The sequence below is a fragment of the Enteroscipio rubneri genome (genome assembly GCF_963929405.1).
Taxonomy (GTDB): Bacteria; Actinomycetota; Coriobacteriia; order Coriobacteriales; family Eggerthellaceae; genus Enteroscipio; species Enteroscipio rubneri.
The window spans coordinates 640,542-660,782 of the sequence record NZ_CAWVIN010000002.1 but is presented as its reverse complement, the minus strand read 5'-3'; the positions used below and the strand labels follow the sequence as shown (position 1 = coordinate 660,782).

Genomic DNA, 20,241 nt, shown 5'->3' with positions numbered 1-20,241 from the left:
GGCATGGATGCCATTTCGGTCATTCCCAGCACGCGTGCGTACCCGTCGAAAGCCGTGTCTTCGGGCAATCGAGCAGCCGCTCATGACGTATACTTCCAGGAGACGGAAACAGGGGCGGTGCGCATCGCGCATTGCACCGCCTTGGAGAAGGGATTCTCATGGAGATCGCACGCTTTGTGCTGGGCACGATTCTGCTGGCAGTCGCAGCGCTCTTAACGGTGCAGCTCTACAACGGGCGCTGGCTGTCCCTCATCGCTCGACCCAAAGAGACGAAGAAAGGGACGTACTATCCCGAGGGCACCATCAACACGGGCAAGCGAGCAGCATGGGTTATGGTGGCTTGCTTCGCCGTGGTGGCCACCCTCATGGCCTATGAGATGGCGATGCTGACCGGCATACCGGTCTTCGTACAAGCTGCAACTATCGTAAACAATGTCGCTCTTGTGGCGTACTTCGCGAGCCTGCTGTATACCCTGTTCGCTGGCCGCGCAGATCAGAGCTACCAGGATCGTTTCAAGAAGGAAGGCGCGCGCCTCCTCCTTCTCTTATTGGGAAGCTGCGTCGTCATGACCGCGGTATCGGTGCTGTTCGCATGAGAGGCGCCGAATTCGATCGCCGATCTCCCAACCGCGCACTCTCCCCATTCGCCTCCGACCTACGCCGGGCGAATCGCTCTTCCTTCGCATGGCCAAGCGGACTATACTGAGCAAAACGTCAGTCGTAAGGAGCGCGCCATGGATGGATACGGAAAGCTGATCGTTGGGTGCGTCATCCTCATTCCCCTTATCGCGCTGGCGTTGCTTGCCTCATGGAAGAACTGGCATGGACGATGGCTGGCACTCGCGGACTTCACGTATATTCCCGGCGAAGGATCCGAGAGTCTGCATAGACGCAAAGGCAAGCGTGCGGCTCTGTTCAATCTTGTGCTCGTATCCGTTCTCGTCGGGATGCTCGGCAGCTCCACCCTCAGCGCGGTGGAAGGACTTCCTGTGAACGCCGAGCTGTGGACGGCTACCATGATCGTCGTCCTCGCAGGAGGCACGCTCTGGATAGGCGCGGCTTCACGACGTGACGCACAAGCGGTCGCTCGTACGTCGGCAACCGGAGCCCCGGGGCATGCCGAGGAGTATAGGCTTGATGCGCGTCATGTTGTCGTGCTAGCCATCGTCGTTATCGCCATCCCGATCGTCGAGATCGGAAGCTCCTTCATCGCTTGAGCAAGGCCGATCCCACTGCACCTGCACGAGATCCGGGAAGGTCGTCGGAAGCGCGGCAAGGTCAAAGGTTCGCAGCAGCTCCTCGGGCGTGACCGGATCGTCTGTGGGAGCGAGACCGGTGATGCCGGCGATGCGGCCGATCACAGCCTCGGGCGACTTGAATCGCGCAAGCAGTTCATCGAGTGCGGCATCCTTGTCGCGCTTCGAGAGGCGCCGGTCGCGCTCGGCCACAAGCAGCGGGATGTGCGCATACTCCGGCTGCGGCAGGCCAAGAAGGCTTTGCAAATGGATTTGCTGCGGCGTCGAACACAGAAGATCCACGCCGCGCACGACTGAGCTCACGCCCTGTGCGGCGTCGTCCACGACAACGGCCAATTGGTAGGCGAACGCGCCGTCAGACCTTCGCACAAGGAAGTCGCCGCAGTCCGTGCCGAGATTCTGAGCGTAGAACCCCTGCACCTGATCGACGAACGCCACATCCTCGTCGGGTACAGCGAGTCGCTGCGCAGCCGAGCGCTCGAGGGCACGGAAGGCACGTTCCTCGTCCGTAAGATTGCGGCACGTGCCGGGATACACCGGTTTCTCACCGCGATGCGGCGCCGAGACCGCATGGAGATCCGCCCGCGTGCAGAAGCAGGGGTACACGAGGCCTCGCTCAGCAAGGGAGTCGAAAGCCGCGCGGTAGGCCTCCTCGCGATCATGCTGGAAGTAGGGCCCCTCGTCCCACGTGAGTCCGAGCGCCTCGAAGTCACGCTGCACAGCATCGATGAACTGCGGTTTTGATCGCTCTGTGTCCAGGTCTTCGATGCGCAGCACGACTCTGCCGCCCTGCGACTTCGCCACAAGCCATGCGACGAGCGCCGCGAACACGTTGCCCGCATGCATTCGTCCTGTCGGGGACGGCGCGAACCGGCCAACTACGGGGCCTTGTGCCGGGGTCTCCCCAGGGGGTGCCATGCTCAAACAGTCCTTGCTTAGGAGGACGGTCCGCTGAACCGTCCTCGTCGCTGCTGAACTGCGCGTAGCGCCCCCTGAGGAGACCCCGGCCGCATGGCAAGCCTTGTCCGGTTCTTCGCACAAGCCCTTTTCGCACATCGCGACCTTCTCCTTCAAGGGATATTGCAACAAGTTTGCGAACCAGCGGCATCGAGCGCCCCCGCAGGTCGAGCGCTCGATGCCGCGGAAGCCCCGAAGCCGAGGGCCGCCCGGCGTTGTCGCGGCGGCACCTCTGAACGCCAACCCCGCGCCCGTAGGGCGCAGCATAAAGCATGAAGGAGCGAAGCGCACGAGCGGACGCGTTGCGTACGCGAGCAGCGGAGCGGGAAGCCGCCACGACAATGCCGGGCGGCCCCTCCCGTGCAGGTCGTGCTATTTCCGCAGGTCTTCCACGTGCTTGGTCTTGCCGAGCGAGCGCTCGATGCCGCCGGGCTCGACGAGCTTCACGCGCACGCCCACAAGCAGCACGCCCTTGAGCTTCTCCTCGATGGAGCGGCGCAGGTTCTCCATGTCCTCGAACGAGTCCGAGAACGCTTCGGGCTTGAGCTCCACGTGCACGGTCATGCGGTCGAGGCCGCCCACGCTCTCCACGACGATGCAGTAGTGCGGCGTGACGCCGTCGATGCCGGCCAGCACGTCTTCCACCTGCGAGGGGAACACGTTCGTGCCGCGGATGATAAGCATGTCGTCGGAGCGCGCGCGCACCTTCTGCATGCGCGCCGTGGTGCGCCCGCAGGCGCAGGGCTCAACGATCACGCGGGTCAGGTCGTGCGTGCGATAGCGCAGCACGGGGATGGCCTGCTTGCCGAGCGGCGTGAGCACGAGCTCGCCCATCTCCCCGTCGGGCACCGGCTCGCCCGTCTCAGGGTCGACGACCTCCCACAGGAAATGATCCTCGGCAAGGTGCTGCATGTCGCGCGAGGCGAGGCATTCCCCCGACACGCCCGGGCCCATGACCTCGGTGAGGCCGTAGTTGTCGGTGCACACGATGTGCATGCGGCTCTCGATCTCGGCCTTGAGGCCCGGCGGGCACGGCTCGCCGCCGAACAGCCCCACGCGCAACGGCGACTTCGCCCAGTCGTAGCCCATGCGCTCCCCCACCTCGCACACGTGCAGCGCGTAGGAAGGCGTGGCCACGAGGACGGTGGTGCCGTAGTCCTCGATCATGGCGATGTGGCGCTCGGTGTTGCCCGAGCCGGCGGGGATCATCATGCAGCCGAGCTTCTGCAGCCCGTAGTGCAGGCCGAAGCCGCCCGTGAACATGCCGTAGCCGAACGCCATCTGCGCGCGGTCGCCCGGCACGACGCCGGCCATCTGAACGAGGCGCATGATGCAGTCGGCCCACATGGCCATATCGCTTTCGTTGTAGCCCACCACGATGGGCTTGCCCGTGGTGCCCGAGGACGCGTGCAGCTCCACCACCTCGTCGAGCGGCACGGCGAACAGGCCGTACGGGAACGTGTCGCGCAGCGCGGACTTGTCCGTGAACGGGAGCTTGCGCACGTCGTCGAGCGTCTTGATGTCGGCAGGCGCCACGCCGAGGGCGTCCATGCGCGCGCGATACCACGGGACGCGCTCGTAGGTCCAGGCCACCTGCGCGATCAGCTTCTCCAGCTGGATGGCGCGGATGCGCTCGCGCGAGGCGCACTCGATGGAGGGGTTGTGGATGGGCAGGTCGGAAAAGTCGCCCGCCGCCGCGGCGGCCAGCGCCGCGCCCTTCACGGTCATGTCCGCCATGCCGCTCACACCCCTTGAGGCGCCAGTGGCGCAGCCAGGTCGGCCTGGGACATAAGCTCCACCGGTTCGCCGGAGAGAAGCTCCTCGGCACGGTCGAGATCGGGGGTGGACAGGGCGATGTACGTCGAGATAAGCGAATAGCTGTACGAGACGTTGATGCCGCAATCGGCCATGACGCCCATGACGCGCGCAAGCTCGCCGGGCTCGTCATCCAAGCGCACGCACAGCACCTCGCTCGAGGAGCAAGCGGCCCCGATGTCCGTGAGCACCGCGAGCGCACGAACAGGATCATCCACGACGAATCGAACAATGCCGTAATCTCCCGTGTCGGAGGCACTGTAGCCACGTACATTCACGTCCGCGTCCTCGAACGCATCGAGCACGCGGCGCAGATGCCCGGGGCGGCTCTCCAGAAACACGCTGACCTGACGAACGCTCATGACGCTCCTCCCTCATGTTTTGAGCTGCACGCAGTTACGGCGGCCGCCTCCCGCGCAAACGCGAAACCGGCGCGGAATGCGGCGATGTTGGCATCGACCGTCTTCGGCGGCACGCGACGAGCGATGACGCGCTCCCAAGCATCCGAGGAGAAATCCAGGCGCGTGGCAAGCGCGCCGAGCAGCACCACGTTCACCGACTTCGGAGAACCGGTTTCGCGGGCGATATCGCCCGCAGGGATGAGCGTCGCCCCGAGCGTTGCGAGCGTGCCCACCGCATCCTCGGGCATCGAGGCGCGACCGATGAGGACCGGCAACGGCTGGATAGACTCGTCCGCCACCAGCAGATAGCCGCCCTCGCGCACGTTGGGCAGGTTGCGCAACGCCTCGGTGGTCTCGAACGATACCACGCAGTCGGCGCAACCCTCGTCAGACACCATCGACTGCACGCCTTCGCGCCCGAACCGCACAACGGTGGTCACCGCGCCGCCGCGCTGCGACATGCCGTGGATCTCGGACACCTTCGCGTCGTATCCCGATTCAAGCGCCGTGCGTGCCAAGAGATCGGCGGCAAGCACGGTCCCTTGGCCGCCGACGCCGCATAACAGCACGGTGGTCGCGTTACTCATGAGAGACTCCTTCCTCCGAGACGGCGGGCTGCACGATAGCCTTGAACGCGCAGTACTGCGCGCACTGGCCGCAGCCGATGCACGAGTCGGCGTCGATAACCGCATGCCTCTCGGCGTCCGTTGCGATAGCCGGGCACCCGAGTGTCGAGCAGACGCCGCAGGCGGTGCACGCGTCGGTCACACCGTAAGCAGGCTTGCGTACGCGGTCGATGAGCACGCAGGGACTGCGGAATACCAGTACCGAAAGCTCCGGGCTGGCCACAGCCTCTTTCAGAGCTTGGCGCGTCGCAAGCGCGTCGTTCGGATCGATTGTGCGCACGTCTTCAACCCCGATGGCGCGCACGACCCCCTCGAGATCGAGTTCGCGCGAAGGACGCTTCTGAAGCGTCTCGCCGTTAAAGGGATTGCCCTGACGGCCCGTCATGGCTGTCGTACGGTTATCGAGCACGCAGATGGTGCCGCCACCTTGGTTGTACACGGTGGAGATGAGCGCTGAGAGCCCCGAATGCGCGAATGTCGAATCGCCAATGACGCCCACGACCGGACGATGCGATGCTTCGCCGGCCCACGCCAGCTCGAAGCCGTGCGACATTGACACCGATGCGCCCATATCGATGGTGGTATCCATAGCCGAAAGAGGAGGAAGGGCGCCCAGTGTGTAGCAGCCGATGTCACCCGTGACCACAGCTTTCATACGCGAAAGCTCCTTGAACACAAGACGGTGCGGACACCCCGCACACAACGCCGGCGGACGGCCCGGAAGATTTTCGGGCAGCGGCTCGTGAGACGGCGCGCTGCCGCCAAAGGCCGCCCGCACGAGACCGGGAGTCAACTCGCCGTCACGCGGCAGGCGCCGTTCGAACGGCGTCGTCTCTATGCCGAGAGCGCGCACGCTGTCGGTGAGATATTCCGAGGCCTCCTCCACCACGTAGAGCGCCTTCACGCTATTGGCGAATGCGCGTAGCGCCTGCTCGGGCAGAGGCCAGGTGAGCCCGAGCTTGAACACGGATGCGTCAGGCAGCGCCTCGACGACATGCTGGTACACAGCGCCCGCGCACACCACGCCTACCGCATCTCCCCTACGATCGATACGGTTGTACGGACACTCCTCGGCCCAAGCGCGCAACGCATCGATGCGCGCAAGCTGATCTTTGCGCCGCGGCTTGGCAAAGGCGGGCATCATGACCCATTTCGCCGGGTTGCTTTCGTAGGGCTTGAGCGCAGCTTCAGCGCGCTCGCCGGGCTCCACCGGCGTCTTCGTATGCGACACGCGCACAGTCGAACGTATGAACACCGGTACGTCGAAGCGCTCGGATACATCGTATGCCTCGCGCGTGAACACGAGCGCCTCGGCCGAATCAGCTGGATCGAGCATGGGAATATGCGCGGCGCGGGCGTACCAATGGCTATCCTGCTCGTTCTGAGACGAGTACATACCCGGATCATCGGCGGCGAGTACCACCAAGCCGCCGCCAACGCCCGCATACGCCGCAGTGAACAACGGATCGGCGGCCACGTTGACACCGACGTGCTTCATCGTGGTGAGCACGCGCGCCCCTGCAGCCGACGCGCCGATGCCAACCTCCACGGCCACTTTCTCGTTGACGGCCCACTCGGCGTACACGCCTTCCTTCTCCGCGAACGCTTCAAGCGTTTCGGTCGAAGGCGTTCCGGGATAGGCCACGCCGATGCGGGCGCCGGCTTCCCATGCTCCTTGGGCAATTGCCTCGTTTCCTGACATCAATTCCATGAAAGGTTCCTCTCCTTTAGCACCTCAGGAATTATACGGCAACGCGCGCAGCCCGAGCCGGTCAAAGAAGATCGACCGTCCCGAACGGCGCGCGGAATGCACTCGCAGGCTGTCGAAGCCGCTTCGATGGCGGCCTTCGAGCCTAACCTTCTTGGTACAGCAGCAGGAAGGCGCCGATCTGAATGATGTCGCCCGACGCGAGGCGATGCTCGTCAATGCTGTCGTTGCTCACCCAAACGCCGTTGAACGAGTTTTCGTCGCGTATAACGTAACCGCCGCCGTCTACCGGCTCGATAACGGCATGTTCTCGAGAGACGGTCATGTCGTTCAGGAAGATATCGCACTGCGGGCTACGCCCGACGGTGAGGCCCCTGTCGCCCAGTTGGAATGCCACGCCCGTCTGAGGACCGCGCACCACGCGCAGCTCGGCCTGTTGGGTTTGAGGCACCTCGGGCTCGATAGTCTCATCGGCCAGCAGCACAGGCTTGAACTGCTGCGTTGATCCGAGCAGCTTGAAGCCGCAATGCGGGCAAAACGACGCGTCCTGTTCGATTGGGTTGCTGCATACAGGGCATACAGTACTCATGGCATATCCTCTCCGCGGCGCGCCTCAGGCGGCTGCCGTCTTGTCTACGACAAGGGGTGTTTCGTTCACAGTCGTGGACTGAGCGGTCTGCGGCTGTCCCGAGAATCCACGGAACAGACGGTCCCACCAGATGCCGATGCCTTCAAAGAAATCTGGGGCGTCTACGTCTTCGCAGGCCACCAGATCCATCGTCGCAATGACGGTGTTGCGCTGCTTGAAGGTGGCTGTACCCACCTTGTCGCCCGCCTTCACATCGCCTGAAAGCTCGTCGAATTCAAACGATTGGCTCACATTGCCGTTGAGATCGAAAATGTCCACCGTAGCCGCAGGATCGGCGAACGTCGCCTCGACCGTCTTGTCGATCCACGCCGAATGCGCGACTTCGGCCACGAGCGGCACCTCCACTGCCTGCCCATCCGCATTCAAAGTCGTTGTGCGGGGACTATTCGCCAGCTGGTAGGATACCCGATGCTCGTACACCCACTCGCACAACGTCTTCGCGTCCTCGAAGCGTTGCTGCTCAGAACTCGAATGGATAACGACCGCATACACTTCTAGCCCGTCCTTTTCGGCTGCGCCGGCGAACGAATTGCCCGCAAGCTCAGTGAACCCCGTCTTGACGCCGATGGCAGGATCGTAGATATCCATGAAGCGATCAGTCGACTCGAGGAAAATATCGGCCGTCGCGCCCGCGCGCATCACTTGAACAGTGGCGTCACCGCCCCCGACAGCAGCACGGAACGACTCGTCGCGCATCGCATACTGTACGATCTTCGCCACATCGGCAGCGCAGCTATGCTGGTCTCCCGCGAACTCTCCAGCATCCAGTCCATGCGGATTCGCGAAGACAGTATCGACGCAGCCCAGCTCGGCGGCTTTCTCGTTCATGCGAGCCACGAAAGCCTGCTCGCTCCCGGACAGCGATTCGGCAATGGCTATCGCCGCGTCGTTGCCCGAAGGAACCATGAGGGCCAGAAGCGCTGTTTCGAGCGTCATCTCGTCACCGGCAGCGAGTCCCGCACTCGACTCTCCAACGTGCGCCGCGCGCTCGCTCACCGTCACCTTTGTATCGAGCGTGGCCTCGCCCCGCTCGACTGCATCGAGCGCCACCACCGCGGTCATGACCTTGGTGATGGAGGCGATCTGCGTGGGGCTTGTCGCATTTCGCTCGAAGTACACGGTTCCCTCCGAATCCATGACGAGCGCATACTCGGCATCGATGCTGGGGCACTGTGCAATGGAAAGCCCTCGCGCATCCACCGTTTGGCCGAGCACGACGTCGGCTTTGCGCACGTCTGCAAGTGCCGCACCAGGTGCGAGCGCGAGCGAGAAGGCAAGGGCTGCAGCGAGGACGCATGAGAGAATCCGCGCCCTCGCCGTGCGCGATTGTTGTTCCATGTTAGCCAAGGCGGTAGACATCCTCCGGCTTCACCGGCTTGAAGCCTGCCTCGACGAGCAGCTGCTCGATGGCCGGCTCGCCTGCCACCTTGAGCACATCAACCGCCGTCTCCTCATCAACGGAGAAACAATAACCGTACTCGATGTTGACGTCGTGCTCGTCCAAAAACTCGAGCAGGGTTGCCAAACCGCCCGGACGGTTGGGCACGCGCACGCCCAGCACCGGCGTGACCGTAGCACGGTAACCGACTTTGCGCAGAGCCTCGGCGGCCGCCTCGGGAGCGTCCACAACCACGCGCGCCACGCCAAAATCGGCGGTGTCCGCCAGATTCAGCGCATGCATGTTGATGCCCGCGTCGGAAATGGCGCGGCAGGCGGACGCGAGGCGCCCTTTCTCGTTCTCTAGGAACACGGTCAACTGTGAAATCATGCGCGGCCCCCTTCTCTCAGATCGATGATGCGCTTCGCCTTGCCCTCGCTGCGCTCGATGGTCTTCGGCTCGACGATCTTGATGTCGACAGCGATCTGCAGATTGCTCTTGAGCTCGGCGGCCAGGTGCTTTTTCAGCTCCTCGAGCTTTCTGATCTCGTCGAACGGGAAATCGGGTACCGTCTCCACGTCGAGCTCAACACGATCGAGCGGACCTTTGTTCGTGAGGATGATCTGGTACTGTGGCGCGATCTCCGGGAACGCGGTAATGACCTGCTCGATCTGTGACGGGAACACGTTCACGCCGCGAATGATGAGCATGTCGTCGGTGCGGCCGACAATGCGATCGATCTTGCGGTGCGTGCGCCCGCAGCTGCATTCCTCTGCGATGATGCGCGTGACATCGCGCGTGCGGTAGCGCACGAGCGGGCAGCATTCGCGCACGAGCGTGGTGAACACGAGCTCGCCGTACGTGCCGTCGGGCACGGGCTGCAGCGTCTCGGGATCGACGATCTCCGCATAAAACTGATCTTCGGCCACATGCAGACCATGCGCCGCTGCGCACTCCATAGCCACGCCTGGTCCCATGACTTCGGACAGGCCGTACACGTCGCAGTACTGCACGCCCAGCTTGTCCCGAATCTCCTGACGCATGTTCTCGGAAGCCGGCTCGGCACCCAAGATGACGCCAGAAATCTTGAAGTCGCTTGCCGGATCGTACCCCATTTCGATGGCCGTATCGGCAATGAGGAGCGCGTATGAGGGCGTGCAAGCGAGGATGTCGGTGCCGAGATCCTTCATCATCTGGATCTGACGCTTGGTGTTGCCCGAAGAGGTGGGAATGACCGAGCAGCCCACGGCCTCGCCGCCGGCGTGCGCCCCCAGACCGCCTGTGAACAGGCCGTAGCCGTAAGATACCTGAATGGTCGAACTCTGGTCGCCACCCACCATGTAGATGCCGCGCGCGAAACAGTCCCCCCAGTTCTTCAGATCGTTTGCCGTGTGCCCGACAACCGTGGCCTGACCCGTCGTGCCGGAAGACGCATGGATGCGGGCCACGTCCTTGCTCGGCACGGCGAACAGCCCGTAGGGATATGCGTCGCGCATATCCTGCTTGACGACGAACGGGAACTTCGCCAGATCGTCGAGGGACGCAAGATCACCCGGCTCGACGCCTGCATCCTTGAACGACCGCTGATAGAACGCCACGTTCTCGTAGGCATGGCGCACGCTCCACTGCATGCGCTCGAGCTGAAGCTCGCGCAGCTGTTCGAGCGGCATGGTTTCAATGTCCGGTTGATAATACACCTTGGGCTTCACCTTTCCTCTGATCACGTCCGCTCCGTGCGGGCGCTGTCATCGCTTCCTCATCGATCCGCTCCGCTAGTCTGCGCTCGGGCCGTCCTTGCCATCCTCGGCGCCATCAGGCGCAGTCGCATCCGGGGCAGCGACGATCACCTCTGTGATCGGGGCGTACTCGGACGAGAACACGTCTTCCCGCACAACGGCGCCCTCGCGATCCTTCACGACGCGGACGATGGTGATTTTTCTCCCATCGGTTCCGCGCGTCTTGACATGCCTCTCGCCGGAAGAGAGCGAATCGTCGACTTCCGTCCGAGTCTTATGCTTCTCCCCCTCTTCCCATTCACCCACTTGCGTGCTCGTGCGGTAACCGGGATCGACACCATATAGTGTAGCAGTAACCGTGGAATCTGTACAAGTAACCCGCATCAAAACTGCGCTATCGGTGTCGTTTTCCCATACAAGGTCGAGATCCGGCCAACTGACCGCCGCGTCTCGGCCCGCCGGATAGCTGCCGATATAGAGCGAATGGTTCCGGCGCTTGGTGATGGGCAAGCCCGAGTCGTACACCGCGTTGAAGACGGTAGTCGCCACCTGGCAGACGCCGCCGCCCTCCTCGTCGACGTACTCGTCGTTCACAATGGCGCCAGCCGCCAAAAACCCTCGCTCCGCCGTGCGCTCTCCCGACGTCTCGTTAAACGACCAGCTGCCGTGCGGCTCGACGATGGAATTGTCGAGGAATTCGGATACGAGCGCGATGTTGCTCTGACGGTTCTCGGTTCCCGATCCGGTCGAGAACTCCGTCGTATACGACGAGATGCCCTCGATGACCCCCCGCTCGAGCGCCTCGTCGAACGAAAGCGTCTCGGGCATCGGGCCGACGACGACGTCGACCGCGACAGGCTCGGCAGCGGGCTCTTGCCCGGCTCCTTCGGCGTACGCGCGCGCCTGGGCCGCTTTGCCTTCGGGTCCGAACAGCGCATCATCGAGTTTGGCAACCGTGTCTGCAGCGAGCGGCACCTCGTCCATACCCTGAGCGCGAACGGAGATCGAGCCATCCTGCGAAGACTCGAACGCAACGGAGTGACGAGCATCGCCGCGCTGCTCCTTGAAAAAGGACACGATCGATGGTTTCGCCCGGGCCTCGTCGACAGAGGGCGCCAGCACGAATCCTCCATCGCGTTCCTCGACGGTACCGACAATCCAGTCCCCCAGCGCGGTCGCATCCGCATCCCAAGAACCCTCTCCGCTGATAAAGCGGGCGCCATCCGCAAGTGCGGCATTCACGTCGTCGCAAGCCCTCTGCGCCGCCTGTCGATCGATACGGACCGGGGCATACTCGGCATGTGCTACGAACGAACCTGTACCTGGTTCGGAAAGGAACACCTCGTCGAGCTGGCTCTCGAAAACCGCACGGTCGATCATCTCGCCGTCGCTGCCCTCGGTGACCTCGGCCGCCCCATCGATCACGACGAACCCGTAGTCCAAGCGCGGCGTGCCGATCGTCTCGTCAATGTCGGTGGCGAGCGCTTCAAGCTCATCGGCGTCGTAGACGACGCGGACCCCGATCTCATGCCCTCCGACCGCAGCCTCGATGCGCGCAACAAGACCACCTTTTTCGCGACCTACGGAAAGGGCTTCATCAGCAAGTTCATTGGCGGGCAAAGTCGCAGAGAGGGAAGCGGCATCGGCCGTCCATGACGTGCGGGAAGCCTTCGCCTCCTCGGCGCTCTGCTGCTCAGCAATAGAGGGCGCGCCTTCGTCGAAGTCTGCGGCGGCCTCGTCACTCGCGTAGATGACGACCGACCCCTGCGCAATGCGCGGTCCGTACGTCTCTTCGAGCAGCGCTGCGATCTCCTGGGAGGTTTTACCCGACGCATCCACGTTTCCCACGTGCACGCCAGGATACGCCTTGCCGGCGTTCAATCCGAAATCGACGAGGCCGACGAGCAGCAGCATCGCAACGAGTACCGTGCCGACAAGCAGGGCGCGGCTGCGTTTGAACAACTCCGAAACGGCACGTCCGATGCGCGCGATCCCGCGGCCCAGCAGAGCGAAGCCTGCGAGCAGGACGCGTATGAAGGCGCGTGCTGCTTCGGCAGGCTTCGATGAGGACCGCGATCCGTCCTTGGTCCAGACGGCTGGAGCAGCATAGGAGCGCCTTTTCGCGCGATCCCGCTCACGGCCGCGAGCGGCGGCGGGCTTTTCTTTCGGCGATCCCGGGCGCATGCGCACACGCGAACGGGACGAGCCGGCCGGCGGAACCGCATGACCTTTCCTGCCGTCGGCAACGCGGTGCGAGGCGTTCCGCCCGTCCGTGTGCGCCGGACGGGCGTCGTCTGGTCGGCCGGAAGGCCGCGTCCGACGGGGCTGCCCGGCGCCGGGCCGGCGCTCGGCCATGGCTTCAGCGCCCTTCGCCGGCGGCCGCCGCGCGCTTCGCGGCGCGGAGCTTGACCGCCGCGGCGGTCACGTAGTACGCCGTCGTGACGAGCGCGAGCGCGAGGCCCGCGTAGGCGAACCAGATGCCCCACGACACGGGGTCGCCGTTGAAGCCGGGGAGCCAGGCGGCGTCGACCAGCCCGAGCCCGGGCAGCAGCGGCCAGTTCAGAAGCAGGCCCGCAAATCCGATGAACAGGAACGTCGTTGCGACCTTTCCGGGAAAGATGACGGCGACGCGGATGCGGTAGCGCTTGACGAGGTACGCGCCGCCGGCGAGCAGCAGCAGGTCGCGCGCGAGCACGACGAGGATAATCCACAGAGGAAGCCGACCGACAAGGAACAGCCCCGCGACACCGGCGATCATGAGGATGCGATCAACCGCAGGATCGAGTAGCTGGCCAAGCTTGGACACCGTATTCGTGCGGCGCGCGATCTGCCCGTCGATCCAGTCGGTGCCCGCCGCGAGCGCAAACATGCAGGCGGCCATGACGTCAAAGCCGTTGAAGAGCAGGACAAGGTAGACGGGCACGAGACAGAGGCGCACGACCGAGATGAGGTTCGGTAGCGTGAACACCCTGTCGGTAGCCTGCGCATCCGCTCCCTTGGTTTTCGCCATATCCTCTTCCTCTGTCGCCGGTGCACCGTCCATGCAAAGACCGGGCCGCCTTGTGCGGGCCCGGTCCACTCGAATCCAACGACTATTCTAGCAAATATCTACCTGCTTCACGCCTCATCGACGACTTCAACGGGTTTTTCACGTTTCGACGTGTTCGGCTGCTCCGGCACTTCGAATTCGTCGACGTGCTTTTGCAGCGCGGGCGGCGTATAGGCCGGGTCCATGGTAAGGCAATCCTTTGGACAGGCTCGCACGCAGCTTCCGCACTGTACGCAGCGGAAACGGTCGATCGACCAGATGCGGGACGGCTTGTCGACCGTAATGGCCGAGCACGGGCAGCGCTTCTCGCAGATGCCGCAGAGGATGCAATGATCGACATCGTTCACGATGTGGCCCTTGAGACCCGCAGGAGGTGTCTTTTTCTCGATGGGATACATGATGGTCTCAGGCTTCTTGAACATCGACCCGAGCGTCATTTTCCCCAGTTTGAATCCACCCATGTCCTCCTACCTTTCCGTGCAGCTGATGCAGGGGTCGATGGTGAGCACGATCATGTTTACGTCGGCCAGATCGCATCCGGCCAATGCCGTGGCCATGCCGGCCAGGTTCTGCGACGTGGGCGTGCGCATGCGCATGCGCTCCAAAAACTTCGACCCGTTGCCGCGCGCATAGTAGTAGCACTCGCCGCGGGGCTGTTCCACAAGATTTGCCGTTTCGGCGCCGGCGGCCGGCGCGCCCTTGACGGGCACAGCGATATCCCCCGCCGGGATTTTCGAGATCATCTCTTCGATGATATCGATGGATTGCAGCACTTCGAGCGCACGTACCTTCACACGGGCGTAGCAATCGCCCTGCGCATCGAGCACAGGCTGGAAATCGGCCAGCTTGCCGTAGCCGCCGTTGCCCAGGCAGCGCGCGTCGTTGTTCACGTTGGAAGCGCGTGCGAACGGTCCCACCATACTCATGGCGAGGGCGTCCTCATGGCTGATGCAGCCCACGCCCACCGTGCGATTCTTCACCGAGGAGTCCTTCAAAAACGCATTGCATATCTGGCGATAGTCGTCTTTAATGCCCTCGAGCACGCGCTTCATCTCAGCGAATTGCGCGTCATCGATATCGCGGACGACACCGCCAACCTGCACGACCGAGAAGATGACGCGCCCGCCCGTAGTCTTTTCGAAGATGTCGAGCACGCGCTCGCGCAAGCGCCAGCAGTGCATGAACAGGCTCTCGAAGCCGAATGCGTCGGCGGCAAGTCCCATCCACAGCACGTGGGAGTGAATACGAGAGAGCTCATGCCAGATAACGCGCAGATATTCTGCTCGCTCGGGTATCTGCACGCCCATAAGCCGCTCTACCGTTTCGGCATAACCCATGGAGTGCCCGAATGCGCAGATGCCGCATATACGCTCCGCCACGTAGATAAACTGGTTGTAGTCGCGTGTCTCGACAAGCTTCTCAAGGCCTCGATGGATAAACCCGATTTGGGGTATTGCCTCGATAACAGTTTCGTCCTCGACCACGAGATCGAGATGCAAAGGTTCGGGCAGCACCGGATGCTGGGGGCCGAACGGGATGACGGTCGCCTTTCCCATGCTACTCACCTTCCTCCTCTGCCGCCGCGCCGGCCTCGTCGGCCTCCGCTTCAGCGGCTTTCTTCTTCGCAGCCTCGCGGGCGGCCTTCGCCTCGAGCGCGGCCTTCACCTTGGCGGCTTTCTCAGGATCGAGGCCCGCGACCTTCTCGTCGACGGCAGCCTGCTTCGCTGCCGCCTCCTTTTTAGCTTTCGCTTCCATCGCGGCTCGCACCTTCGCGGCCTTCACGGGATCCATGCCCGCAAGCTTCGCCTCCAAAGCGGCTGCGTCGTCGGCAGTCTTCGGGGCCTGTTCGCCGGCGGCCTTCTCTTTCGCGGCCTTGGCGGCAGCAAGCTTCTTGGCCTTCTCGCGCGCAGCCTGTTGTTCGGGCGAGATGACCGTCATGGGCTCCTTCTGCGCGAGCGCATAGAAGTTCCCGCCGAAGTCGATAGCGATATCCGTGATGTCGACGCCGAACAGGTCATGGGACTCGTTCTCGAATACGAACGCCTCAAGGAACTCGCCGGTAATGCTGGGGATGGCCGTTCCCTTCTGCACGCCTTTGATCTCGTGGTTCTCCAGCAGATCGTCCTTCATGAACGAATAGATCATATCGATGCCGTCTTCAGTGTTCACGCACAGCATCTGCACAAAACGCCAGCCGTCGGCCTTCTTCGCAGCGGCAAGCGCCGGCAGCTCCTCGACGGTCAGCGGCGCGAACTTGATTGCAAACGCCATGTCACGCTCCCTTCTTCTGCTCCTGGAGGGCCTTCGACTTCTCCTCCAGGATGCCGAGCCCCTGCACGACCGCATCGATGATGGCCTCGGGCCTTACGGCGCAGCCTGGCGCGTACACGTCTACGGGGATAGCTTTATCCACGCCGCCGATCACGTTGTAGCAATCGTGGAAGATACCGGCGGAGCATGCGCAGATACCGCACGCGATAACCACCTTCGGCTCGACCATCTGGTTGTATATCTCCTGCACGACCGAGATGTTCTGCTCGTTCACGCTGCCGGTGACGAGAAAGATATCGGCGTGCTTGGGATTGCCGGTATTGATGATACCGAAGCGCTCGACGTCGAAGCCCGGGCAAAGAGCCGCGAGCACCTCGATGTCGCAGCCGTTGCAGCTTGAGCCGTCGTAGTGGATGACCCACGGTGATTTGGTTGCATACGTCATGTTGCAGCTCCTTTACAGATACGGCAGGAACGTGAGGACCGCGATGTTCACGCCTCCGGCGACGAGCGCCACGATCCAAGCCGATTTGAGCAGGGCCTGCCACTTCACACGCGCGAAGTTGTTGTCGATCCATATCTCGAGAAAGTACACGAGCAGGACGACTGCGACCGCCAGAATGAGCGAGAACGGGTTGCCCCATACGAAGAACAGGCCGATCCATCCGAGGAATAGGATGTTCTCGTACCAGTGCATGATCTCGACTTTCGCAAGCGTCTTGCCGCTCATCTCGGTCGTGATGCCCTTCACGATCTCCTGGTGTGCGTGATGCGAATACGACAGATCAAACGGCGACTTGCGCAGCTTGATGGTAAGCACGAACAAAAAACCCAAAAATACGAGCCAGATGGTCGCGATCACCGGGGTGCCGAGCTCGAATACGCCAGCGGTATCGAACGTGCCGGCTGCCAGGTAGAACGCCACCGCCATAAACAGCACCATGGGTTCGTACGCCATGACTTGCAACGTCTCGCGGTTCGCACCGATCTCAGCGTAGGGGCTGCGCGTGGAATAAGCGGCCACGATGAAGAACAGACTGGACAACGTGATCACGAACACGCACATTAGCAGGTTGCCACCGGAGAAGAATATACCACCTGCAATGATGGCGAACACGAGCGCGCAGGTGACGTACACCCCTTCGGTCGAGTTCACCGACACGTTATCCTTCTCGATAAGCTTGCGGACGTCGTAGTAGGGCTGCAGAAGCGGAGGGCCAACACGGCCCTGCATGCGCGCTGAAACGATGCGGTCGACGCCGGCGAGCAGACATCCCAGAACAGGTGCCACGAGAGCGAAGGCGAGGGTGCCGATGAGTATGGCGAGCATTGACATATCAGACCACGCCCTTTCCTAAAACAGTCCCGGCAGCGCTACGGCAGAGGCTGCAAACGCGACGACGATAACAACCGAGCACATAGCCGTCCCGATCGGCGAGATGCGCCGTTCCCCGAAGATGCCCTCGAGATACCAGTTGCGCGCCGAGGCCGTCGACTCGCCCGAGAGCGCATTCGTGAACGTGCGCTCGGCGTTGTTGCGGCCCACGCCCGCCAGGTAGACGTCGGCCTTCTTCGCCTTGCTGCGCCGACCGACGCCGGCGAACAAGACGATGACCACGAAGGCAGTGAGGATAGAGGCAATCCACAGGTTGGTGGACGAGATGTCCTGGCCAAGCGTCGCATACACGCTGTACACGTAGGGCTCCACCACGTACGACGATATGAAGGGCAAAAGCACGCAGCACAGCACCACAAGCACGGCCATGATCACAATGGCAATCCATTCGCTGGGATGCACCGTCGTCTCCACGTTCTCACGCTCGGCAGCGATGCCGGAGAGCTTGCCGAGCCACTTGGCCCAGAACATGAACGTGGCGGCCGACCCAAACCCCAGGATGACTATGAGCGCCACTTGGCCAGTGTCGGCGAAGGACACGAGCGTAGCCCACTTCGCCACGAGCATGCCGAACGGAGCGATGAACATGACCATGATGCCGAGCATCATAAAACGCGCAAGACGCGGCATGCGCTCGAAGAGGAGGTCCATATCCTCGATGTCGCGACTGCCGATATGATGCTCAGCCGTGCCGACGCACAGGAATAGAAGCGATTTCGCGATAGCGTGGAACAGCACGAGGAACGCGGCGGCCCATACGGCTTCGGGCGTGCCGACTCCGGCACAGGCCACGATCAAGCCGAGGTTGGCAATGGTTGAGTACGCAAGCACGCGCTTGGCGTTGCTCTGCGAGATAGCCATGAACGAGCAGAACAGGAACGTGAGTCCGCCCACCAGAACGACCATGACGGCCGGCACCGTGCACACGAGCATAACCGGTGCCAGCTTCACCAGCAAGAAGACGCCTGCTTTCACCATGGTGGAGGAGTGGAGCAGAGCCGACGTGGGCGTGGGCGCCACCATAGCGCCGAGAAGCCAGGTGTGGAACGGCATCTGGGCGGCCTTTGTGAGGCCGGCGAACGCGAGCGCCGTCACCGGCAGCACGACCAACGTCGGGTTTTGAACGCCGATCTGCAAAAACTCGAGGAACGACAGCGTGTTGAACTGGATGGCGCATACATAGAGCGCCCCGAGAAACGCGATGCCGCCGAGCAGGTTCATGATGATCTGGCGGAAGGCATTCTTAATAGCCTCGTCGGTGCGAGTGTAGCCGATGAGGAGGAACGAGCACACGGTCGTGACTTCCCAGCCGGTGAACAGCCACAGCATGTTGTTCGAGAACACGATGAAGAACATGGCAGAAAGGAAGGCGAACATGAGGGCGAAGAAAGTCGGTCGACGATCCTTTGCGCCTTCGGGCTCGTGCGCCTGAAAATCCTCCATGTAACCGAGCGCGTACACGCAGATGCCACTTCCGATGACGCCAATGATAAACGCCATGAGCAGCGACAATGAGTCAAGGTACAGCCCCTCGGTCACAAGGATGCCATGAGCGAACGCAAACTCGAACACGAGCGATCCGACGAGCTGGACGGTCGCGAGTACGCACGCCCACACGTTTTTGTACTTGATGCCGAAGTACAGGATGGCCACCGCAATGAGCACGCTCACGGCCATGCAGACATAATCGACGGTTGGCGAATAGAACTCGAACTGCACCCACGGGGCGCCCAGATAGGACACTGCCAGCCATATGGATGCCACGCCTATGACGAGCCCCGAGGCTCCGACAATCGCGTTTCTCGCCCGGTTGTTGCGCACGACCAGCAGGACGCCAGCAACAACCAGCGGGAAAAGGATTAAAAACCCGAGCATAGCCACGTAGCTTCTCCCTTCGCTTTACTTGCAGGAACACGGATGCGAAGCAGCGCAGTCGCCCGATTGGTTGGAGCGGGCAGCTGCGCTGCGGCTTGCTGCACTGTATCAAAGCGGGGAGGACGAGGGGGTCCGAAGCTGCACCCGAGGAGCACGAACGGCTTGATCAGGCCGCGTGCGGCTGCTCGCTGGACGAGAAACGCTCCGAATGCTCGGCGAACGGTTTTCAGCTTCCCAGCACGAAGGGCTGCGGTTCGATGCGGCTGTGTAGCGGAGACTGCGGCGCACCGCACAGCACGATGCGTCGGAAAGGTTATGAGAACGAAAGCGCGCCCAGCGCGCCGGTAGGACACGCCTCGATGCACGCGCCGCAGCCCGTGCACGCGCCGGCCTCGACGCGCGCGAGGCCGTGTTCCACCGAAATGGCTCCGGTCGGGCACGCCTTCACGCATTTCGAGCAGCCGATGCAACCTGCAGAGCACACCTCGCGAGTCCTGCGACCGCCCATCGTGTTCATGCAAGCGACATACGCGGCGATGCTCGCCTCCCCCTCTCCGACGAGCTTGATGACGTGTCGCGGGCACAGGTCGACGCAGGCGCCGCATCCGGTGCACGCAGTAGCATCAATGCTTGCGATGCCGTCCTTGACGGAGATGGCGTCGAATGCGCACGCCTCGCGGCAGTCCCCGAAACCCAAGCAGCCAAAAGGACATGAGAGGCTCGTATACGACATCGTGCTGAACACGCGGCAACTCGGCACACCCTGAAACTCGAATGCAGGATCGATTTTATCCCGCGAGCCCTTGCAGGCCACATACGCGGCGCGCCGCACCACCCCAACAGGCTCCACGCCAAGAAACGCAGCCAACTCGACCGCAACCCGATCGCCGCCGACCGTGCACGCGTTCGGCTCTGCCCCCGCGAGCAAGGCGCGCGCATACTGCTCGCAGCCGGGATGCCCGCACGAACCGCAGTTCGCGCCCGGCAGAATGCGCGCGAGATACGCCAGGCGCTCATCCTCGCCAATGGCGAGCTTGCGGGACACGATCGACAGGAGCACCGAGCCCACGAGCCCGACAGCCGCCATGAGAACTACGGTCCAAAGAATGCCGTCCATTGCCCGC

At 62.8% G+C, this 20,241-nt stretch carries 20 protein-coding genes; 2 read left to right on the top strand and 18 right to left on the bottom strand.

The window, feature by feature from the left end; genetic code table 11:
* The first annotated feature begins 158 nt into the window (after nucleotides 1-158).
* Entirely contained in the window at nucleotides 159-596 is a 438-nt protein-coding gene (locus tag ABGT83_RS06305; RefSeq protein ID WP_103264455.1) for a lipocalin, read from the top strand.
* A 138-nt stretch (nucleotides 597-734) separates the two neighbouring features.
* On the top strand, nucleotides 735-1,217 hold the full coding sequence (locus ABGT83_RS06300) for a hypothetical protein (protein WP_346686499.1): 483 nt from the start codon (nucleotides 735-737) through the stop codon (nucleotides 1,215-1,217).
* Here the strand turns inward: ABGT83_RS06300 and gluQRS are convergent.
* The 18 genes from gluQRS to ABGT83_RS06210 all read right to left on the bottom strand — a co-directional run bounded on the left by gluQRS (nucleotide 1,158) and on the right by ABGT83_RS06210 (nucleotide 20,234).
* Entirely contained in the window at nucleotides 1,158-2,174 is a 1,017-nt protein-coding gene (gluQRS, locus tag ABGT83_RS06295) for a tRNA glutamyl-Q(34) synthetase GluQRS (RefSeq protein WP_346686498.1), read from the bottom strand. The two genes, ABGT83_RS06300 and gluQRS, sit on opposite strands and share 60 nt — an antisense overlap.
* Nucleotides 2,175-2,585: 411 nt before the next feature.
* Nucleotides 2,586-3,950: a phenylacetate--CoA ligase family protein gene (locus ABGT83_RS06290; protein ID WP_346686497.1), complete on the bottom strand. Its 1,365-nt coding sequence runs from the start codon at nucleotides 3,948-3,950 to the stop codon at nucleotides 2,586-2,588.
* A gap of 5 nt (nucleotides 3,951-3,955) precedes the next feature.
* Nucleotides 3,956-4,390, bottom strand: coding sequence for an amino acid-binding protein (locus tag ABGT83_RS06285; RefSeq protein ID WP_103264451.1), 435 nt, complete (start codon nucleotides 4,388-4,390; stop codon nucleotides 3,956-3,958).
* Nucleotides 4,387-5,016: an indolepyruvate oxidoreductase subunit beta gene (locus ABGT83_RS06280; RefSeq protein WP_103264450.1), complete on the bottom strand. Its 630-nt coding sequence runs from the start codon at nucleotides 5,014-5,016 to the stop codon at nucleotides 4,387-4,389. Before ABGT83_RS06280 ends, ABGT83_RS06285 begins: the two co-directional genes overlap by 4 nt.
* Nucleotides 5,009-6,766 carry a thiamine pyrophosphate-dependent enzyme gene (locus ABGT83_RS06275; protein ID WP_103264449.1) on the bottom strand — a complete coding sequence of 586 codons (1,758 nt, stop codon included), beginning with the start codon at nucleotides 6,764-6,766 and terminating at the stop codon, nucleotides 5,009-5,011. Before ABGT83_RS06275 ends, ABGT83_RS06280 begins: the two co-directional genes overlap by 8 nt.
* Nucleotides 6,767-6,908: 142 nt before the next feature.
* The gene (locus tag ABGT83_RS06270) at nucleotides 6,909-7,352 is read right to left on the bottom strand and encodes an FHA domain-containing protein (protein WP_103264448.1); all 444 of its coding nucleotides are present in this window, start codon (nucleotides 7,350-7,352) and stop codon (nucleotides 6,909-6,911) included.
* A gap of 24 nt (nucleotides 7,353-7,376) precedes the next feature.
* Complete coding sequence (locus ABGT83_RS06265) at nucleotides 7,377-8,750, bottom strand: D-alanyl-D-alanine carboxypeptidase family protein (RefSeq protein ID WP_103264447.1); 1,374 nt, start codon at nucleotides 8,748-8,750, stop codon at nucleotides 7,377-7,379.
* 1 nt (nucleotide 8,751) lies between these two features.
* Nucleotides 8,752-9,180 carry an ACT domain-containing protein gene (locus tag ABGT83_RS06260; protein WP_103264446.1) on the bottom strand — a complete coding sequence of 143 codons (429 nt, stop codon included), beginning with the start codon at nucleotides 9,178-9,180 and terminating at the stop codon, nucleotides 8,752-8,754.
* On the bottom strand, nucleotides 9,177-10,487 hold the full coding sequence (locus ABGT83_RS06255; protein WP_103264481.1) for a phenylacetate--CoA ligase family protein: 1,311 nt from the start codon (nucleotides 10,485-10,487) through the stop codon (nucleotides 9,177-9,179). Before ABGT83_RS06255 ends, ABGT83_RS06260 begins: the two co-directional genes overlap by 4 nt.
* Nucleotides 10,488-10,562: 75 nt before the next feature.
* Entirely contained in the window at nucleotides 10,563-12,488 is a 1,926-nt protein-coding gene (locus ABGT83_RS06250) for a VanW family protein (RefSeq protein ID WP_346686494.1), read from the bottom strand.
* A 397-nt stretch (nucleotides 12,489-12,885) separates the two neighbouring features.
* Nucleotides 12,886-13,536, bottom strand: coding sequence for a CDP-alcohol phosphatidyltransferase family protein (locus ABGT83_RS06245; protein ID WP_103264445.1), 651 nt, complete (start codon nucleotides 13,534-13,536; stop codon nucleotides 12,886-12,888).
* 107 nt (nucleotides 13,537-13,643) lie between these two features.
* Nucleotides 13,644-14,036, bottom strand: coding sequence for a 4Fe-4S binding protein (locus ABGT83_RS06240; RefSeq protein WP_103264444.1), 393 nt, complete (start codon nucleotides 14,034-14,036; stop codon nucleotides 13,644-13,646).
* Nucleotides 14,037-14,042: 6 nt separating this feature from the next.
* Complete coding sequence (locus ABGT83_RS06235) at nucleotides 14,043-15,131, bottom strand: nickel-dependent hydrogenase large subunit (protein ID WP_346686492.1); 1,089 nt, start codon at nucleotides 15,129-15,131, stop codon at nucleotides 14,043-14,045.
* Between the two features lies 1 nt (nucleotide 15,132).
* Nucleotides 15,133-15,846 (bottom strand): NADH-quinone oxidoreductase subunit C, encoded by a 714-nt coding sequence (locus ABGT83_RS06230; RefSeq protein WP_103264442.1) that lies wholly within the window; start codon nucleotides 15,844-15,846, stop codon nucleotides 15,133-15,135.
* Between the two features lies 1 nt (nucleotide 15,847).
* Nucleotides 15,848-16,291: an NADH-quinone oxidoreductase subunit B family protein gene (locus ABGT83_RS06225; protein ID WP_103264441.1), complete on the bottom strand. Its 444-nt coding sequence runs from the start codon at nucleotides 16,289-16,291 to the stop codon at nucleotides 15,848-15,850.
* Nucleotides 16,292-16,303: 12 nt separating this feature from the next.
* Complete coding sequence (locus tag ABGT83_RS06220; protein WP_103264440.1) at nucleotides 16,304-17,182, bottom strand: complex I subunit 1 family protein; 879 nt, start codon at nucleotides 17,180-17,182, stop codon at nucleotides 16,304-16,306.
* Between the two features lie 18 nt (nucleotides 17,183-17,200).
* The gene (locus ABGT83_RS06215; protein ID WP_187143249.1) at nucleotides 17,201-19,117 is read right to left on the bottom strand and encodes an NADH-quinone oxidoreductase subunit 5 family protein; all 1,917 of its coding nucleotides are present in this window, start codon (nucleotides 19,115-19,117) and stop codon (nucleotides 17,201-17,203) included.
* 313 nt (nucleotides 19,118-19,430) lie between these two features.
* Nucleotides 19,431-20,234: an RnfABCDGE type electron transport complex subunit B gene (locus ABGT83_RS06210; RefSeq protein ID WP_103264438.1), complete on the bottom strand. Its 804-nt coding sequence runs from the start codon at nucleotides 20,232-20,234 to the stop codon at nucleotides 19,431-19,433.
* Nucleotides 20,235-20,241 lie beyond the last annotated feature (7 nt).

Bases quoted from the DNA above. Each gene is read 5' to 3' on its own strand.
- ABGT83_RS06220 (WP_103264440.1), bottom strand. From the start codon at position 17,182: ATGTCAATGCTCGCCATACTCATCGGCACCCTCGCCTTCGCTCTCGTG.
- gluQRS (WP_346686498.1), bottom strand. From the start codon at position 2,174: ATGGCACCCCCTGGGGAGACCCCGGCACAAGGCCCCGTAGTTGGCCGG.
- ABGT83_RS06305 (WP_103264455.1), top strand. From the start codon at position 159: ATGGAGATCGCACGCTTTGTGCTGGGCACGATTCTGCTGGCAGTCGCA.
- ABGT83_RS06265 (WP_103264447.1), bottom strand. From the start codon at position 8,750: ATGGAACAACAATCGCGCACGGCGAGGGCGCGGATTCTCTCATGCGTC.
- ABGT83_RS06285 (WP_103264451.1), bottom strand. From the start codon at position 4,390: ATGAGCGTTCGTCAGGTCAGCGTGTTTCTGGAGAGCCGCCCCGGGCAT.
- ABGT83_RS06280 (WP_103264450.1), bottom strand. From the start codon at position 5,016: ATGAGTAACGCGACCACCGTGCTGTTATGCGGCGTCGGCGGCCAAGGG.
- ABGT83_RS06215 (WP_187143249.1), bottom strand. From the start codon at position 19,117: ATGCTCGGGTTTTTAATCCTTTTCCCGCTGGTTGTTGCTGGCGTCCTG.
- ABGT83_RS06240 (WP_103264444.1), bottom strand. From the start codon at position 14,036: ATGGGTGGATTCAAACTGGGGAAAATGACGCTCGGGTCGATGTTCAAG.
- ABGT83_RS06300 (WP_346686499.1), top strand. From the start codon at position 735: ATGGATGGATACGGAAAGCTGATCGTTGGGTGCGTCATCCTCATTCCC.
- ABGT83_RS06210 (WP_103264438.1), bottom strand. From the start codon at position 20,234: ATGGACGGCATTCTTTGGACCGTAGTTCTCATGGCGGCTGTCGGGCTC.
- ABGT83_RS06290 (WP_346686497.1), bottom strand. From the start codon at position 3,950: ATGGCGGACATGACCGTGAAGGGCGCGGCGCTGGCCGCCGCGGCGGCG.
- ABGT83_RS06225 (WP_103264441.1), bottom strand. From the start codon at position 16,291: ATGACGTATGCAACCAAATCACCGTGGGTCATCCACTACGACGGCTCA.
- ABGT83_RS06245 (WP_103264445.1), bottom strand. From the start codon at position 13,536: ATGGCGAAAACCAAGGGAGCGGATGCGCAGGCTACCGACAGGGTGTTC.
- ABGT83_RS06230 (WP_103264442.1), bottom strand. From the start codon at position 15,846: ATGGCGTTTGCAATCAAGTTCGCGCCGCTGACCGTCGAGGAGCTGCCG.
- ABGT83_RS06270 (WP_103264448.1), bottom strand. From the start codon at position 7,352: ATGAGTACTGTATGCCCTGTATGCAGCAACCCAATCGAACAGGACGCG.
- ABGT83_RS06275 (WP_103264449.1), bottom strand. From the start codon at position 6,766: ATGGAATTGATGTCAGGAAACGAGGCAATTGCCCAAGGAGCATGGGAA.
- ABGT83_RS06235 (WP_346686492.1), bottom strand. From the start codon at position 15,131: ATGGGAAAGGCGACCGTCATCCCGTTCGGCCCCCAGCATCCGGTGCTG.
- ABGT83_RS06260 (WP_103264446.1), bottom strand. From the start codon at position 9,180: ATGATTTCACAGTTGACCGTGTTCCTAGAGAACGAGAAAGGGCGCCTC.